Here is a 16,545-nt window from a genome sequence, read left to right on the forward strand (position 1 = left end):
ACATATGCAGTGACATGGCAGAACTGGTAATCCGGCGCGGGCTCGAAGAACCCGAAACCGATGAGAATTTCGTCCCGCACAAGCCCACCCGCCCAAGCAAGGCGGAAGGCGGCAAGCTGTTCAAGCTGGTCAGCGAATATGAGCCCTCGGGCGACCAGCCGACGGCGATTGCCGAGCTGACGGAAAGCGCGCGCGATGGCGAGGCGACGCAGGTGCTGCTGGGCGTCACCGGGTCGGGCAAGACCTTCACGATGGCCAAGGTGATCGAGGAGCTGCAACGCCCCGCGCTGGTGCTCGCGCCAAACAAGATCCTCGCCGCGCAGCTCTATGGCGAGTTCAAGCAGTTCTTCCCCGACAATGCCGTGGAATATTTCGTATCCTATTATGATTATTATCAGCCCGAGGCCTATGTCGCGCGGTCGGATACCTATATCGAGAAGGAAAGCTCGATCAACGAGGCGATTGACCGGATGCGCCACTCGGCCACTCGCGCACTGCTGGAGCGGGACGATGTGCTGATCGTCGCTTCGGTCAGCTGTCTCTACGGCATCGGGTCGGTCGAAACCTATTCGGCCATGATCTTCGACATCAAGAAGGGCGAAAGCGTCGATCAGCGAGAGTTGATCCGCAAGCTCGTCGCGCTGCAATATAAGCGCAACGACACCGCTTTCGGGCGCGGAAACTTCCGCGTGCGCGGCGACACGCTGGAGCTGTTCCCGTCGCATTATGACGACACCGCCTGGCGCATCGAGTTCTTCGGCGACGAGGTGGAGTCGATCAGCGAGTTCGATCCGCTGACAGGCAAGAAGGGCACGGCGCTCGACAAGGTGCGCGTTTATGCCAATTCGCATTATGTGACGCCGGGGCCCACCATGAAGCAGGCCGCCAACGCCATCCGGTTCGAGCTGACCGAACGCCTCAAGGAGCTGGAAGCGGAAGGCAAATTGCTGGAGGCACAGCGGCTGGAGCAGCGCACCAATTTCGATCTGGAGATGATCCACGCCACCGGCAGCTGCAACGGCATCGAGAATTACAGCCGGTTCCTGACGGGCCGCTTGCCCGGTGAACCGCCGCCGACCCTGTTCGAATATCTGCCGGAAAACGCCCTGCTGTTCGTCGATGAGAGCCATCAGACGGTGCCGCAGATCGGCGCGATGGCCAAGGGCGATCATCGCCGCAAGCTGACGCTGGCCGAATATGGCTTTCGCCTGCCAAGCTGCATCGACAACCGTCCGCTGCGGTTCAACGAGTGGAACGCCATGCGCCCGCAGACGGTGGCTGTGTCCGCTACGCCGGGCAAATGGGAGATGGAGGAGACCAAGGGCGTGTTCGCCGAACAGGTCATCCGTCCCACCGGGCTGACCGATCCGCCGGTGGAGATCAAACCGGTCGAGGAACAGGTCGACGATCTGATCAACGAGGCGCGGATCACGGCCAAGGCCGGGTACCGCACGCTGGTCACCACCCTGACCAAGCGCATGGCCGAGGATCTGACCGAGTTCATGCACGAGGCCGGGCTGAAGGTGCGCTACATGCACTCGGACGTCGAGACGCTGGAGCGCATCGAGCTGATCCGCGATCTGCGCATGGGGGTGTATGATATCCTCGTCGGCATCAATCTGCTGCGCGAGGGGCTCGACATTCCCGAATGCGGTCTGGTCGCGATCCTGGATGCGGACAAGGAGGGCTTTTTGCGCTCCGAAACCTCGCTGATCCAGACGATCGGACGTGCCGCGCGTAATGTAGACGGACGCGTGATCCTCTATGCCGACCGCATCACCGGATCGATGGAGCGTGCGCTGGCCGAAACCGACCGGCGGCGCGAAAAGCAGGTCGAATATAATAGCGAGCATGGCATCACGCCGCGTACCATCGTGCGGCAGATTTCGGATATCGTGGCCCATGCCCATAAGGGCGAGCCCTCGTCCAAGGGCGGCAAAGAGGAGGCGCCGAGCCTCGTCGGCCATAATCTGCGCGCCTATATCGAGGATCTGGAAAAGAAAATGCGGACCGCCGCTGCCGATCTGGAATTCGAGGAAGCCGGGCGTTTGCGCGATGAAATCCGCAAGCTGGAAGCGGACGAACTCGGCCTGCCGGGGGACGCGAAGGTTGCCGCGCCAAAGGGCCGCGCGACCGAAGGGCGGCCCGGCACCCGGAAATTACGTTACGGCAGAACGCAAAAGAAATTTTGATATGATGCATCCGCCTGTCGTTTCCGAACGTACATGAAATTCTTTGTTGCCCGTTTTTGAAATAAATAGTTCGCAATCTTTTCAGGGGGGTGGGCAAATCGTCGCTTTTCGGATGGTTGCAACAGCCTGAAACCCGCGTCAGGGGGCACAAAGCGGCATGGTGCCGTTTTATCAGCATCGCATTTTAGGCATCCCCCGCCCGGGCCAGATGCCGGAGTTTGGTCATGCCCTCATTAGAAGCGCGGTCGCACGCCAGTATTCCCAACGGTCGGCTTGTCGATTTCGATGAAGCCGTGCTCAAGGAAAGCCCCATGGGCGGTACACGCTTCCTGCGCGTGCGCGGCGAGACAGAGCATGACGGCCTGAATGTGAAACTTGCGCCCCGCATCTATAGCGGTGTCCCGGATTACTGGGTGATCGAAGTCATTGCTGTGCCAAGCCGCGGCGTGACGGAGCGAGCCTTCGAGCTGTCGATCCCGGTGATGGCGGTGACGGGCCGATGCGGCATCATCGTGCGCGGGGCGAGCCGCGAGCAGCAATTCTCCAACTAGCCTGTACTGCCAGCTTTATGCGCTAGCCGTCAGCCAGGCGCAGCAGCGCATCCTGGCTGAGGATTTGCGGCAGGACCAGCGCCCGTCCGCCATCAGCCGGGTAGAAGAGATATAGTGGCACGCCGGCGCGGCCTCGTTTGGCCAGGAAGCGCGCGATGACTGGATCGCGGCGGGTGAAATCGCCCCGCATGACGGCAATGTTCGCCTTGTCGAACGCCTTGTGCACTGCATCCCGGTCGATCGCGGCGGCTTCATTAGCCTTGCAGGTGACGCACCAGTCGGCGGTGAAATAGAGAAATACCGGGCGGTTTTCGGCGCGCAACGCGGTGAGCGTCTCCATGCTGAAGGGCAAGGCGTCTCCGTTACTGGCGGTCGCAGCCACGAAACGCCCCTGCGGTGCCGTCGCGATAATCGTCGGCACCAGCAGCAGCAGCGCGAGTGCGCCGAGCCCTGCCGCCATTTGCATGGGCACCCCGCGACGCTGTAGCCAGCCATAGAGCAGCACCAAGGCGATCATCGCGCACCCGCCCAGCATGGCCGCAGCGAGCAAGTTCCCGCCGCCAAGCCGCCAGAGCAGCCAAGCCAGGGCCAGCGCGGTGAGCGCCATGGGCAGGGCCATCCAGCGGCGGAAGCGCTCCATCCACGGTCCAGGCTTTGGCAGCCAGCGGCGCAGCGCGGGCACGAAGCCGATGGCGAGAAACGGCAAGGCGAGCCCAAGGCCGAGCCCGGCAAATAGCAGCATGGCGGCGGGCACCGGCAAAAGCAGCGCCGCGCCCAGCGCTGCTGCCATGAACGGCCCGGTGCACGGCGTTGCCACAAAGGCGGCAAGCGCGCCGGTCCAGAAGCTGCCGCCCATGCCACCGGACCGGGTCAGCCGGTCTCCGATCGCCAGTCCTGGCAGATTGAACAGGCCCATCAGATTGGCGGTGATGGCAGCGGTGAGCAGAAACAGCGCCATGACGACGGCGGGTTCCTGCAGCTGGAAAGCCCAACCCACCGCCTCACCGCGTGCGCGCAGCAACAATAGCACGCCGCCCAGCGTAAGGCTGGCCAGAACCGCACCCGCGCCATAGGCCAGCGCATCGCGCCGCGCCGCCTGCTCGCCGATCGCGGCACGGCTGAGGCTGATCGCCTTGAGGCCGAGAATCGGAAAGACGCAGGGCAGTATGTTGAGCAGCAGCCCGCCCAGCAGCGCCGCACCAAAGCTGATGAGCAGCGCGCCCGCGTCCAGCTGTTCGGCGTTGGCGCTCAGCGCCTCACCGCCGCTGGGCACCGCGCCGGGCCTGGCCATAATGTTAAGGCCGCTGCCATTGCCAAGGGCCAGCAGCCCGGAAAACGCACCGATGCTGCCCTCTGCCGCGCGGGTTTCCATGATTAGCCAGTCGCCTTTGCGCGCAAAGCTTTGCTGCGCAGCATAATCGACGATGCCATCGCTGGCGGCGAAGAAATGCGGGTGGGCTATGGCCGCGTCGGCCGGGTACGGAATGGCGAGCCGCAGCAGGCCGCCGCGCACTTCGAACGCCGCCGGCTGGTCCAGCGGTGTCGGCAGCTGGCTGCGATAGCGATCGAACCGGGGGTTACCAGCCCTGGCGCCCTGCCCCGCGGTGAGAACGGTTCGAAACTGTCCGCTTTCCGGCACGCAGACCTTGTCGGTACAGGCAAGCCACTGCGCTTTCAGCGTAATCGGCAGGCGCGTGCCGTGAAGGATGCTCCGGTCAAGTGATACGGGGAAGAGCAGGGCGTGCGGCCCTTCATAGACATGGTTCATGAGGCCTGCGACCATCAGCGTCTGCGGCACCGGAAACTGCGCCGCGCCAATCGTCACCCCGTCCGGCGAGGTCCACTGCAGATCGATCCCGAAGCCGGCATCACCGGGGTTGGACCAATAGCCATGCCAGCCCGGATCCGGTTTGAACGCCAAGGCCAGGGTATCTGCCCCGCCCGGAGCGATCATATCGGTCTCGCTCAGCAATGCGCCGCGGATATGCGTGTCTGGCTGGGCCATGGCCGGCATGGCCGGCATGGCGCAGCAGCAAAGCGCGATAAGGAGGGCAAGGAAACGCATCGGTCCGCGTCCTATCACCTGTCATCGCCCATTGTCAGGGCACTCACCTTGTCTCGAACGGCTTGAGTTTCGGGCCGAGCCGGTTGGCCCCCAGCTGCAGCTTGTCGCCTGACCAGTCGGCCAGAAAGGTGGTGCTGCGGTCAATCCCCGGGCCGACGCGCGCGTCGTTGTTGCGCACGACCAGACCGGTGCTGGGATGCTGCTTACCTTCAGCCGCCACCGCGATGAACGCGGAATAATTTTCCTTGTCGCGCCCCTGCACGAAGACATTGCCCTCGATCACCCCGGTCGCGCCATTGGGCAGATCGATCATGTAATTGGTCGCTCGCCCGCGCGTGTCGTCGAAACTGGAATCGCTGACCGTGATGCGGCGGGCGCGCGATTTCACATAATGGCCGCCGCTGCCGCGCTGAAACCGGCTGCGGGTAACGCTGAGCGATCCGTAATCGCCGATATAGATGCTGTGCGCACAGCTCAGCCCGCGGTCGCAACGTCCCAGATTGGAGAAGGTGGACTTGTCTATCCGGATTGCGCCGGACGGGTCGTCTGCGGTCAGGATGCCCTCTTCGCTGTCGCGGAAATAACTGTTGTTGACGGTCAGATTGCCGCGTTCCAGCCGGATGCCCGCGCCATTTCCATCGGGAACGGCCAGATTCTGGAAGATCACGCCGTCTACGGTCGCACCCTGCCCGCGCAGGACGAGCGCCGCCTTGCCCTCGCAAATGCCGCCGTCGAACACCGCGCGACCGGGCGTGGCGGCGCGATAGGTGATGCGGCCGCCCTGTTGCACGGCGCAGTCGCGGCGGACCCCCGGGGCAATGAGGATGGTGCCGCTGCCGTCGCCGATCGCGTCGACCGCGTCCTGCAGCGCGCTATAGCCCCGGCCGCTTTCGGCCACGCTGTAGGGCGCGGAGGCCTGCGGCGAAGCGGTCTGGGCAAGGGCGGGCGCAGCAGTGCCGAGCAGGCCAAGGGCGAACAGAATGGGCAGATGGTTCATGGAAGGGATCGATAGCATGGTTTATTCCCTGAGGCTTTGCCCCTTAACCATGGCTGACGTGACGCGTTCCATGATGGGGCCGACGATCCTGGAGACGACCAACCTCGCCACTGCCCATGCGGCGGCGGGCCATTGCTGGATCGGAGACCTTGCCGCGAGCCTTAACCCCGGCACCTCTTGAATAAAGGCCGGAGACGGTCTGCGGCCTATTCGTTCAAATTCGGCCGCAGCCACTGGCGTGCCTGGGCCTGATCGACGCCGCGCCGCGCTGCATAATCGTCCAGCTGATCTTCTCCGATCCGCGCCACGCCGAAATATTCCGCCTGCGGATGGCCGAAATAGAAACCGGAAACCGCAGCTGTAGGGAACATCGCAAAGCTTTCCGTCAGATTGATCCCGGCCACATCGTCGGCCTCATCCTTCAGCAGATCGAACAGCATCGGTTTCAGGCTGTGGTCCGGGCAGGCGGGGTAGCCGGGGGCAGGGCGTATGCCGCGATATTCCTCGCGAATCAGCGCGTCGTTGGTCAGCTGCTCTCCGGGCGCATAGCCCCACAGATCGGTACGCACGAGCGCATGCATCCGCTCGGCCATCGCTTCGGCCAGCCGGTCGGCCAGTGCTTTCAGCAAAATATCCGAATAGTCGTCATGCGCCGCCTGGAACTCGGCGGATTTTTCCGCAATGCCATGGCCGGCACATACCGCAAACCCGCCGATCCAGTCGCCCGCCGGATCGATGAAATCGGCCAGGCACATATTGGCGCGGCCTGCGCGCTTGGGCACTTGCTGGCGCAACATGGGAAGGCGCGCATCGTCCAGCACCACGTCGTCGGCATCGCGCGTGCATGGCCACAGGCCAACCACCGCGCGGGCCGTCAGCCATTTTTCCGCGATGATGCGGTCCAACATAATCTGCGCATCGTCATAGAGGCTCTGCGCGCTTTCACCGACCACCGTGTCGGTCAGGATCGCCGGATAATTGCCAGCCAGTTCCCAGGCGCGGAAGAAAGGCGTCCAGTCAATATAGTCGCGCAGGTCCGCGATCGACCAGTCGTCATAGCGATGGACGCCGGGCTTGGCGGGGGCGGCGGGTTTCAGCGCGAAATCGGTGGGGAAGGCGTTGGCGCGGGCTTCCTCCAGCGTGGCGAGCTTTTTGGCCACCTTGCCGCCGCGTGCGATCCGGATCGCGTCATATTCGCTGCGGATGCCGGTCAGATAGCTGTCCAGCCCGGTATCGCTGACCAGATTGGTAGCCACGCCGACCGCGCGGCTGGCATCGACGACATGGATGGTCGCGCCGGAATAGGCCGGTTCGATGCGCAGCGCGGTGTGCGCCTTGCTGGTGGTTGCCCCGCCGATCAGCAGCGGCATGGAAAGGCCCGCCTTCTGCATCTCCTCGGCCACCGTCACCATTTCGTCCAAAGACGGCGTGATGAGGCCGCTGAGCCCGATCATGTCGGCGTCATTCTCGTTCGCGGCTTCCAGAATTTTCATCCAGGGCACCATCACGCCCAGATCGATCACCTCGAACCCGTTGCATTGCAGCACCACGCCGACGATGTTCTTGCCGATATCGTGCACGTCGCCCTTCACGGTCGCCATCACGATCTTGCCCTTGCCCTTGGACTTTTCGTCCTTCTCCGCCTCGATATAGGGGAAGAGGTGGGCAACGGCCTTCTTCATCACGCGGGCAGATTTCACCACCTGCGGCAGGAACATCTTGCCCGAACCGAACAGGTCGCCGACGACATTCATGCCGTCCATCAGCGGGCCTTCGATCACCTCGATCGGGCGGCCTTTGGCTTCTTTCACCGCGAGACGCATCTCCTCGGTATCGTCCACGATATGCGCGTCGATGCCCTTGACCAGCGCATGTTCCAGACGTTTGGCGACCGGATAGCCGCGCCATTCCTCGGCCGCCTTTTCCGCCGCCGCATCCTGCCCGCGATAGCTTTCTGCCAGATCGATCAACCGCTCGGTCGCGTCGTCGCGCTTGTCGAAGATCACATCCTCGCAGGCCTCGCGCAGCTTCGGCTCGATATCATCATAGATGTCGAGCTGCCCGGCATTGACGATGGCCATGTCCAGCCCGGCGGGAATGGCATGGTAGAGAAACACGCTGTGCATCGCGCGGCGCACGATTTCGTTGCCGCGGAAGGAAAAGCTGAGGTTCGACAGGCCGCCCGAGAAATGCACATGCGGGCAGCTTTGCGAGAGGTGGCGCACCGCCTCGATAAAGTCGATGGCATAGCGGCGATGCTCGTCGATGCCGGTGGCGACGGCGAACACATTGGGATCGAAGATGATGTCTTCCGGCGGGAAGCCGTCCTCGGTCAGCACTTTATAGGCGCGCTCGCAAATCTCGATTTTGCGTTCCTGTGTATCGGCCTGGCCCTTTTCATCGAACGCCATGACCACGGCGGCGGCGCCATAAGCGCGGCATTTGCGCGCGGCCTCCAGGAACAGCGCCTCGCCTTCTTTCATCGAAATGGAATTGACGATCGGCTTGCCGGACACGCATTTCAGCCCGGCCTCGATCACCTCCCATTTGGAGCTGTCGATCATCACCGGAACCCGGGCAATGTCCGGCTCGGCGGCGATCAGCTTCAGAAAGTTGGTCATCGCCTCGACCGCATCGAGCAGCCCTTCGTCCATGTTCACATCGACGATCTGCGCGCCATTTTCCACCTGATCGCGGGCCACCTCGACAGCGGCCTCGTAATCGCCGTTCAGGATCAGCTTTTTAAAGCGCGCCGACCCGGTGACGTTGGTGCGCTCGCCGATATTGACGAAATTGGCGGAGGAGTGGGTCTGGGTCATAAGGCTTTTCGGATCAGCTTTTCAAATGTCCGTTCGCCCCGAGCGAAGGCGAGGGGGCTGTTCTGGTGATGCAGCCTCTGATCGATAGCTGCCTCGGCTTCGCTGGGCACGAACGGTGGGGAGAGGGGAGGCTGTGGGTTCAAGCGGCCATCGTGAAAGGTTCGAGCCCGGCCAGACGCGTGCGCACTTCGGGGCTCGGTATCGCGCGCGGCGGCGAACCTTCGATCTGCCCAGCCATCGCGGCAATATGCGCGGGCGTGGTGCCGCAACAGCCGCCAACGATATTGACCAGCCGCTCGGTAAGCCAGGGGCCGATCCGATCCGCCGTTTCATGCGGCTGCTGGTCATATTCGCCCAGATCATTCGGCAGGCCCGCATTGGGATAAGCCAGAATCAGCGTATCGGCGAGCTTGGACAAGGCCGTCAGATACGGCCGCAAGGTCTCCGGCCCGAAGGAGCAATTGAGACCGACGGCGATCGGTTTGACATGGCGGATGGCGTGCCAGAACGCCTCGACGGTGTGGCCGGAGAGGTTGCGCCCGGACATGTCGGTGACCGTAAAGCTCAGCATGATCGGCACGTCCTTGCCCGCCGCCTCAGCCGCTTCCTGCGCGGCCATGGCCGCCACCTTGGCGTTCAGCGTGTCGAAGATCGTCTCGATCAGCAGAAAATCCACGCCGCCCTCGATCAGCGCATCGCATTGCTCGCGATAGACCGCTTTCATCTGGTCGAAATCCACCTCGCGAAAGCCCGGATCGTTCACGTCCGGCGAAAGCGAGAGCGTCTTGTTGGTGGGGCCGATCGATCCGGCGACGAAACGGCGTCTGCCGTCCTTCGCTTGCGCCGCATCGCATGCCTCGCGCGCCACCTTGGCGCCGGCCATATTGATGTCGCGCACCAGATGCTCGCAGCCATAATCGGCCATGGCGATGCTGGTGGAGCTGAACGTGTTGGTTTCCACCATGTCCGCGCCGGCATCCAGATAAGCGGTGTGGATGCCGCGGATCACGTCCGGCCGGGTCAGGCTGAGCAGATCATTATTGCCCTTCTGATCATGCGTGACCGTCAGATCTCCGCGATAATCGGCCTCGCCCAGCTTGTGGTTCTGGATCTCGGTGCCGTAGCCGCCGTCAAAGATCAAGATGCGTTCGGCGGCGGCAGCGCGGAAGGCGGCGGCGGCTTCGGAAGGGGTTGGCTTGCTCATGCTGCCTGCTCCTGTTGGGCCCTGCTGGCCTGTTCTATGGGCACCGGGCGTTTGCCGAGCAGATGGCAGATCGCATAGGCCAGCTCGGCCCGGTTCAGCGTGTAGAAGTGGAACTGGCGTACCCCGCCCGCATAGAGGCGGCGGCACATTTCGGCGGCCACGGTGGCGGCGACCAGCTGGCGCGCATCGGGCATATCGTCCAGTCCATCGAACAGCTGGTTCATCCAGCCGGGAATTTCCGCGCCGCACATCCCGGCGAATTTGCGCGTTTGCGCCACATTGGAGACGGGCAGGATGCCGGGCACCAGCTCATTCTCTATGCCCTTGGCGGCGCAGGCATCGCGAAAGCGGAAGAAGGCGTCCGACTGGAAGAAGAATTGCGTGATCGCACGGGTGGCCCCGGCGTCCAGCTTGCGCTTCAGATTGTCAAGATCGCTATCCGGACAATCGGCGTCGGGATGCGTTTCGGGATAGGCGGCGACGGAGATTTCGAAATCCGCAATATCCTTCAGCCCCTTCACCAGATCGGCGGCGCTCTGATACCCATCGGGATGGGGCACGAAGGGCGCACCGGGCGTCGGCGGATCGCCGCGCAGCGCCACGATATGACGCACCCCGGCTTCCCAATATTGCTCGGCCACCTCGCGGATTTCCGCCTTGCTGGCTTCCACGCAGGTCAGATGCGCGGCGGCGGGCAGACCGGCCTCCTTGATGATCCGCGCCACCGTGCTGTGCGTGCGTTCGCGGGTCGATCCACCTGCGCCATAGGTGACCGAGACAAACCGCGGAGCGAGCGGGGCCAGCGTAAGCACCGAATCCCACAATTTCTCTTCCATCTTGGCGCTTTTGGGCGGGAAGAATTCGAAACTAATTTCCGCATCGCCCGGAAGGCCGGCGAACAGCGGCTCCCCGGTGGCGAACTGCGCCTCGTTCAACTGGGCTACCGAAAGGGTCATGCCGCCTGCCTTCTCTTGCTCGATTTGCTTCTGTCATTGGCCGCGCGCGGGCGCGCTTCGGCCGGGCCGGGCTTGCTGCCGAGCCAGATTTTCACGTCCAGCGTGCCGCCTTCCAGTGCGTCGCTGCGATCCAGCTTCAGCCCGGCGGCGCCGAACCAGCCGGCAATCGCGCCGTCGGAAAAGCCCAGGCGGGCATGGGCATGCCCATCGCGCAGCTCTTCCAGGTCATGCGGCGCGAAATCCACGATCATCAGACAGCCTTCGGGCGCCAGCACGCGGGCGGCCTCCGCAATCACGCGCTCGGGCGCCTGCGCATAATGCAGCACCTGATGGCAGACGACCATGTCCATGCTGCCATCGGCCAGCGGAAGGGCGTTGAAATCGCCCTGCAGCAGTTCGGCCTGCAGCGCCTCGTCCAGCTTGGCGCGGGCCAGCCGCAGCATGTCCGGACTGCGATCGATGCCGCACACGCTGCGCGCGCGGGGGCCCAGAAGTTCGATCATGCGGCCCGTGCCGGTGCCGATATCGAGCAGCCGGCCGATGTCCTGCGTGCCGAGCATATCGAGCATCGCCGCCTCGACCTGCCGTTCGGAAATATGGAGCGACCGGATCTCGTCCCATTTTTCGGCCTGTGCGGTGAAATAGGTTTCCGCGCTGCGCGCGCGTTCGGCGCGTACGGCGGCAAGCCGCTCCCGGTCGCCGCGCGCCACGGTTTCGTCATGCGCATCGCAATCATGCACCAGCTGGCGGATGCCAAGCACAGCGGGCGATGGGCCGGGGCGCAAAAAGGTCCAGCTGCCTTCGCGCCGGCGTTCGGCCAGGCCGGCATCGCACAGGATGCGGATATGACGGCTGGCGCGCGGCTGGCTCTGCTCCAGAATCTGCGCGATCTCGCCCACCGCCAGTTCGGTTTCCAGAATCAGCAGCATGATCCGCACCCGGCTGTCATCGGCCAGTGCGCGCATGATCTGGGCAAAGCCCTGTTCTGCATTGCCGCCCGGCGCGCCCGCATCATGTGGGCTGCCCACATCATTGGCGCTGGATTGGGAGGGAATGGGGTCGCTCATGACCGCAGGATATAAAGAATTCTTTATATGCGGTCAATCAGCTAGACGTGGCGGCGCGCGAGGACTGGCATGCGGGCACAAGCATATTGCGTCCGCGGCAGCCGATCAGTAGAGACCGCGCCCGCGGATCGGCGGGCCATACGCCCGCAGGACGCCGCGATGCTATCATGCAAGACCAATTGAAAAAGGGTTTTCCTCGATGAAGACATTTGCAGTCACGATGATCCTGGCTGGCTCGCTGGGCCTCGCCGCCTGCTCCGGCAGCGATGAAGCGACCGAAGTCGATGATGTAGCGGTCGAAACGACCAATGCGACGCCGACCGACATGGCGACCGATGCCGTAGCCGGTGCCGAATCCGATGCCGACGCGATGGGCGAAATGAACGCCGATGCGATGAACGAAGGCACGATGACCGACAGCGCGACTCCGATGGTTGAGGATGCCGCACCCGCCGAGTGATCGGTCCGGTGAATACGAGCTTTTTGAAGGCCGCTTCCATGATGGAGGCGGCCTTTTTCTTTGGACCGCGCCAGCGAGGCGGTTAGGATGGCGACATGAAAAGGCCTGCTTTGCTGCTATTCCCGCTGATCCTGGCAGCCTGCGGGCCGCAGGAGAATGACCCCGGCCCCGGCGGCGTGACGGTGGGGGAGGCACGTGCGCTCGATGAAGCGGCAGAGATGCTCGACAGCCGAACCGAACCCCCGCCGCTGCCGGAGGAAACGCCCGAAGCGGGCGCGGAACAGGCCAGGTAGCCAGCGGCCGGCACTCCCCATCGCTCTTACCGATCGATGGAGGAGTGAGACATCAGCGTTCAGACGCCATGATAGCGCGCGACGGCCCGGCTGACCGCCTGCATCAGGCGCATGCGTTCGGGAATGCTGGCCGTCGTATCGCCCAGCATCACGGCCACGGCATAGCGCGTGCCATCGGGCGCGGTCATGATGCCGATATCGTTATAGCCGGTGGATATGCCGCCCAGATCCTGCCCCGTGCCGGTCTTGTGCAGGAAGTTCCAGCCGCCAGGCACACCAGCCTTCAGGCGGTTCGGGCCGCTGCTAGTGCGGCTCATGGTGGACAGCATCAACTGCGTGGATGCGGGAGAGAGGAGCTCGCCGCGCGCCAGCTTGGCCAGCGCATCGACGATGGCCTGCGGACTGGCGCCATCCATCGGATCGCGCAAATAGGCATAGAGCGCCTCGCGTCGTTGCTCGGTCGGCAATTCGGCACGGGCGGCGTAAAAGCGGCGTCCGATTGCCATTTCCTGCGACCATTGCAGCCCGGCGATGCGGCTTTGCAGCAAGCGCTCGCCCGGCCCGAAGCGGATCGCGCCGAGATTCTTGCGGGAAATGAAATCGCGGACCGCGTCCGGCCCGCCGGCCTTCCACAACAGCGCGTCATTGGCCGTGTTGTCGCTTTTGGTGATTGCCTGTTCGATCAGGCTGCCCACGGTCTCGGTGATCTCGCCATTGGCGATCACGCGGTCGCGGATCGGCTGATGGAATACGGCCAGATCGGCCACGGTGATGGTGACGGGATCGCTCAGGCGCAGCTTGCCCTGATCGATCTGGTCCAGAATCGTGAGCGTGACCCAGGTTTTGGATACGCTCTGCTGCGGGAACAGCTCATCCTTGCGCTCCCCGAAGGACCAGTCCCCATCGATCCGGCGCACGGCAATGCCGGTGGTGCCGGGAAAACCGCGCCACAGGGCATTTACTTCGGACACCAGCCCGGCAGCCGGCCGCTCGGACGCGCGGTCGACATAGGTCGGCACCGGCGGCGCAGGCGCAGGGCGTGGCACCGGCGCGCGCGATACCGGCGGCACCGGTTGCGGCGCGCGGGCGCTGGGGACACAGGCCGACAGCGCGGCGACCGAACAGAAAACAGCGGCAGCGCGCAGGCGCCGGATGGATTGGATACGCAACAAAAACTCTTCCTCCCAAACGCTGGTGGCTAAAGGCCCCAGCGTGAACCCGCGCTTACAATCATCGCGGTGCGGGGCGCGGCTAGAAGGCTGCGATGAACGATGATCTATGTGCGGCCAGCGGAGGCCGCGGGCGCCTTATGGCACCAGCACCGTGTCCTTCGCTTCGGGCAGCATCTCCGGATAATCCGTGTTGAAATGCAGGCCGCGGCTTTCCTTGCGCTTCAGCGCGCTGCTGACGATCAGCTCCGCCGTCTGCAACAGGTTGCGCAGCTCGACCAGATCGCTCGTCACGCGGAAATTGCCATAATAGTCCGCCACTTCGCCGCTGAGCAGCTGAATACGGTGCTGCGCGCGTTCCAGCCTCTTGGTGGTGCGCACGATGCCGACATAATTCCACATGAACCGGCGGATCTCCGTCCAGTTCTGTTTGATCACCACCTCTTCGTCCGAATCGGTGACGCGGCTTTCATCCCATGGGCGGATGGCGGGTACTTGGCCGAATTCGTCCCAGCGGGCCATGATGTCGCGCGCCGCCGCCTCGCCGAACACGAAACATTCGAGCAGGGAATTAGAGGCAAGCCGGTTGGCGCCGTGCAGGCCGCTCTCGGTCACCTCGCCCGCCGCGTAAAGCCCCGGCAGATCGGTACGGCCCTGCAGATCGATCAGCACGCCGCCGCAGGTATAATGCTGTGCCGGCACCACCGGGATCGGCTGCGTGGTCATATCGATACCCAGCGTCAGCAGTTTCTCGTGGATATTCGGGAAGTGATGCCGGACGAATTCCGGGTCCTTGTGCGAAATGTCGAGATCGACATAATCCAGGCCCAGCCGCTTGATCTCGTGATCGATCGCGCGGGCCACGATATCGCGCGGAGCCAGCTCCTCGCGCGCGTCGAAGCGCGGCATGAAGCGTTCGCCCGCTTCCGGCGCGCCGGCGGGCAGTTTCAGATGGCCGCCCTCTCCGCGCACCGCCTCGGTAATCAGGAAATTCTTGACGTCCAGATTGTACAGGCAGGTCGGGTGGAACTGCATCATTTCCATATTGGAAACGCGCGCGCCCGCACGCCATGCCATGGCAATTCCGTCGCCCGTCGCGCCGCGCGGCGCGGTGGAAAACAGATAACAGCGCCCTGCGCCGCCTGTCGCGATGATGGTCGCGCGGCCGGTATGCGCGTTGATCTTGCCGCTCTGCTGATCGAGCGCATAGACGCCCCAGACGCGGCCCGATCCGGAGAATTTCTCCTCATGCCGTCCGGTGATCAGATCGATCGCCACCTGATGCGGCAGCAGCGTGATATTGGGGTTGGCGCGCGCAGTCTTCAGCAGCGCCTCCTGCACTGCCCAGCCGGTGGCGTCGTCCACATGCACGATGCGCCGGTGGGAATGGCCACCCTCGCGCGTCAGATGCAGCGCGTCATGCTCCTTGTTGAACGGCACGCCCATTGCGATCAGCCGCTCGATGGCGACGGGCGCATTCTCGATCACCGTCTCCACCGTTTCGCGCCGGTTGAGCCCGGCCCCCGCGATCATGGTATCGCGGATATGGTCCTCGAACGTGTCGCCTTTATCCAGCACCGCGGCGATTCCACCCTGCGCCCAGGCGGTGGAGCCCTGCGCCAGATTGCCCTTGGCCAGCACCAGCACCTTGAACCGCTCGGCCAGCGAAATCGCGGCGGTCAGCCCGGCCGCTCCGGAGCCGATGATGACCACATCATGCGGAGGCAGCGAATCGCTCATGCCGCTTCCGCCCGCGTGAGGTTCAGGAACACATCCTCCAGATCCGCCTCGCGGGTGGACACGTCGATAATGTTCAGGCCCGCCTCGCTCACCGCGCGGAGCACTTCGCCGGCATTGGCCTTGTCCTTGCGATAGGTGATGGCGATGCGGTTGCCCTCCAGCACCTCGACCTTTTCGAAGCAGCCCGAATCGGGCGGGGTGCCGGCATGCTCCAGCGTCACCACCACCACCTTTTCCTGCGCCATGCCGATCAGGTCCCTGGTCGGCTCATTGGCAATCAGCTTGCCATGGTTGATGATGGCGATCCGGTCGCACAACTGTTCGGCTTCCTCCAGATAATGGGTGGTCAGCACCACGGTCACGCCGCCCTTGTTAAGCTCGGTCACATATTCCCACAATTGCTGGCGCAGTTCGATATCTACGCCGGCCGTCGGCTCGTCCAGGATGATGACCGGCGGCGAATGCACCATGGCCTTCGCGATAAGGAGCCGCCGCTTCATACCGCCGGACAGGGTGCGCGAATAGGCCTCCGCCTTGTCTTCCAGATGCACCGCGCGCAGCAGCGCGTCGGTCTGGCGTTTGGTCTTGGGCACGCCGTACAGCCCGGCCTGCAGGTCCAGCGTCTGGCGCGGCGTGAAGAAGGGATCGAACATGATCTCCTGCGGCACGATGCCGATCGACGCCTTGGCGTTGCGCGGATTCTCGTTGATGTCGAAGCCCCAGATGCTGGCATGGCCCGATGTCTTGTTGACCAGCCCGGCCAGGATGTTGATCAACGTGGACTTGCCCGCGCCATTGGGGCCGAGCAGCCCGAAGATCAGCCCCCGCTCGACATCGAAGCTGACATCGTCGAGCGCCTGCTTGCCCCCGGCATAGGTTTTGGAAAGATGGCGGATCGAGATGGCGGCGTCTGACATGGCGCTGTGTGTCTTACGCCTTGGCGCAGGCGCGGCAAGGGCAAAGGCGTCTGCGCGGCCCGGCGATCTTGTGCGCGCTAGAGATTGCACGCCGCCGCCTGCGTTGCTAATCGCA

General features: G+C 63.8%; 14 protein-coding genes. 5 read left to right on the forward strand and 9 right to left on the reverse strand.

Going from position 1 to position 16,545, the window contains the following annotated elements; genetic code table 11:
* The first annotated feature begins 14 nt into the window (after window positions 1–14).
* Window positions 15–2,192: an excinuclease ABC subunit UvrB gene (gene uvrB / locus G410_RS0112290; protein WP_022673962.1), complete on the forward strand. Its 2,178-nt coding sequence runs from the start codon at window positions 15–17 to the stop codon at window positions 2,190–2,192.
* Between the two features lie 224 nt (window positions 2,193–2,416).
* Window positions 2,417–2,743, forward strand: a complete 327-nt coding sequence (locus G410_RS0112295) for a hypothetical protein (RefSeq protein WP_022673963.1) — start codon at window positions 2,417–2,419, stop codon at window positions 2,741–2,743.
* Between the two features lie 22 nt (window positions 2,744–2,765).
* On the opposite strand, the gene G410_RS0112300 is transcribed toward G410_RS0112295, so the two are convergent.
* Complete coding sequence (locus G410_RS0112300) at window positions 2,766–4,808, reverse strand: protein-disulfide reductase DsbD family protein (RefSeq protein ID WP_022673964.1); 2,043 nt, start codon at window positions 4,806–4,808, stop codon at window positions 2,766–2,768.
* 43 nt (window positions 4,809–4,851) lie between these two features.
* Window positions 4,852–5,823, reverse strand: coding sequence for a right-handed parallel beta-helix repeat-containing protein (locus G410_RS0112305; RefSeq protein WP_245559363.1), 972 nt, complete (start codon window positions 5,821–5,823; stop codon window positions 4,852–4,854).
* A gap of 31 nt (window positions 5,824–5,854) precedes the next feature.
* On the opposite strand from G410_RS0112305, the gene G410_RS18410 reads away from it, so the two are divergent.
* Window positions 5,855–5,986: a hypothetical protein gene (locus tag G410_RS18410; protein WP_281163339.1), complete on the forward strand. Its 132-nt coding sequence runs from the start codon at window positions 5,855–5,857 to the stop codon at window positions 5,984–5,986.
* A gap of 25 nt (window positions 5,987–6,011) precedes the next feature.
* Here G410_RS18410 and metH read toward each other — a convergent pair whose 3' ends face one another.
* The 4 genes from metH to G410_RS16690 all read right to left on the reverse strand — a co-directional run bounded on the left by metH (window position 6,012) and on the right by G410_RS16690 (window position 11,749).
* Window positions 6,012–8,624, reverse strand: a complete 2,613-nt coding sequence (metH, locus tag G410_RS0112315; protein WP_022673967.1) for a methionine synthase — start codon at window positions 8,622–8,624, stop codon at window positions 6,012–6,014.
* 139 nt (window positions 8,625–8,763) lie between these two features.
* Complete coding sequence (locus G410_RS0112320; RefSeq protein ID WP_022673968.1) at window positions 8,764–9,828, reverse strand: homocysteine S-methyltransferase family protein; 1,065 nt, start codon at window positions 9,826–9,828, stop codon at window positions 8,764–8,766.
* Window positions 9,825–10,784: a methylenetetrahydrofolate reductase gene (metF, locus tag G410_RS0112325; RefSeq protein WP_022673969.1), complete on the reverse strand. Its 960-nt coding sequence runs from the start codon at window positions 10,782–10,784 to the stop codon at window positions 9,825–9,827. The genes G410_RS0112320 and metF overlap by 4 nt, the downstream gene beginning before the upstream one ends.
* On the reverse strand, window positions 10,781–11,749 hold the full coding sequence (locus G410_RS16690) for an ArsR/SmtB family transcription factor (protein ID WP_051137295.1): 969 nt from the start codon (window positions 11,747–11,749) through the stop codon (window positions 10,781–10,783). The genes metF and G410_RS16690 overlap by 4 nt, the downstream gene beginning before the upstream one ends.
* Window positions 11,750–12,050: 301 nt before the next feature.
* On the opposite strand from G410_RS16690, the gene G410_RS0112335 reads away from it, so the two are divergent.
* Together G410_RS0112335 and G410_RS0112340 are read left to right on the forward strand one after the other, a co-directional pair.
* Window positions 12,051–12,311, forward strand: coding sequence for a hypothetical protein (locus G410_RS0112335; protein WP_022673971.1), 261 nt, complete (start codon window positions 12,051–12,053; stop codon window positions 12,309–12,311).
* A gap of 95 nt (window positions 12,312–12,406) precedes the next feature.
* Window positions 12,407–12,604 (forward strand): hypothetical protein, encoded by a 198-nt coding sequence (locus tag G410_RS0112340; RefSeq protein ID WP_022673972.1) that lies wholly within the window; start codon window positions 12,407–12,409, stop codon window positions 12,602–12,604.
* A 59-nt stretch (window positions 12,605–12,663) separates the two neighbouring features.
* Here G410_RS0112340 and G410_RS0112345 read toward each other — a convergent pair whose 3' ends face one another.
* The 3 genes from G410_RS0112345 to G410_RS0112355 form a co-directional block, all read right to left on the reverse strand.
* Window positions 12,664–13,773 carry a serine hydrolase gene (locus G410_RS0112345; RefSeq protein WP_084489219.1) on the reverse strand — a complete coding sequence of 370 codons (1,110 nt, stop codon included), beginning with the start codon at window positions 13,771–13,773 and terminating at the stop codon, window positions 12,664–12,666.
* 138 nt (window positions 13,774–13,911) lie between these two features.
* Window positions 13,912–15,513 (reverse strand): L-aspartate oxidase, encoded by a 1,602-nt coding sequence (gene nadB, locus G410_RS0112350; RefSeq protein WP_022673974.1) that lies wholly within the window; start codon window positions 15,511–15,513, stop codon window positions 13,912–13,914.
* Complete coding sequence (locus G410_RS0112355) at window positions 15,510–16,430, reverse strand: ABC transporter ATP-binding protein (protein ID WP_022673975.1); 921 nt, start codon at window positions 16,428–16,430, stop codon at window positions 15,510–15,512. Before G410_RS0112355 ends, nadB begins: the two co-directional genes overlap by 4 nt.
* Window positions 16,431–16,545 lie beyond the last annotated feature (115 nt).

The organism is Novosphingopyxis baekryungensis DSM 16222 (assembly GCF_000420305.1).
Taxonomy (GTDB): domain Bacteria; phylum Pseudomonadota; class Alphaproteobacteria; order Sphingomonadales; family Sphingomonadaceae; genus Novosphingopyxis; species Novosphingopyxis baekryungensis.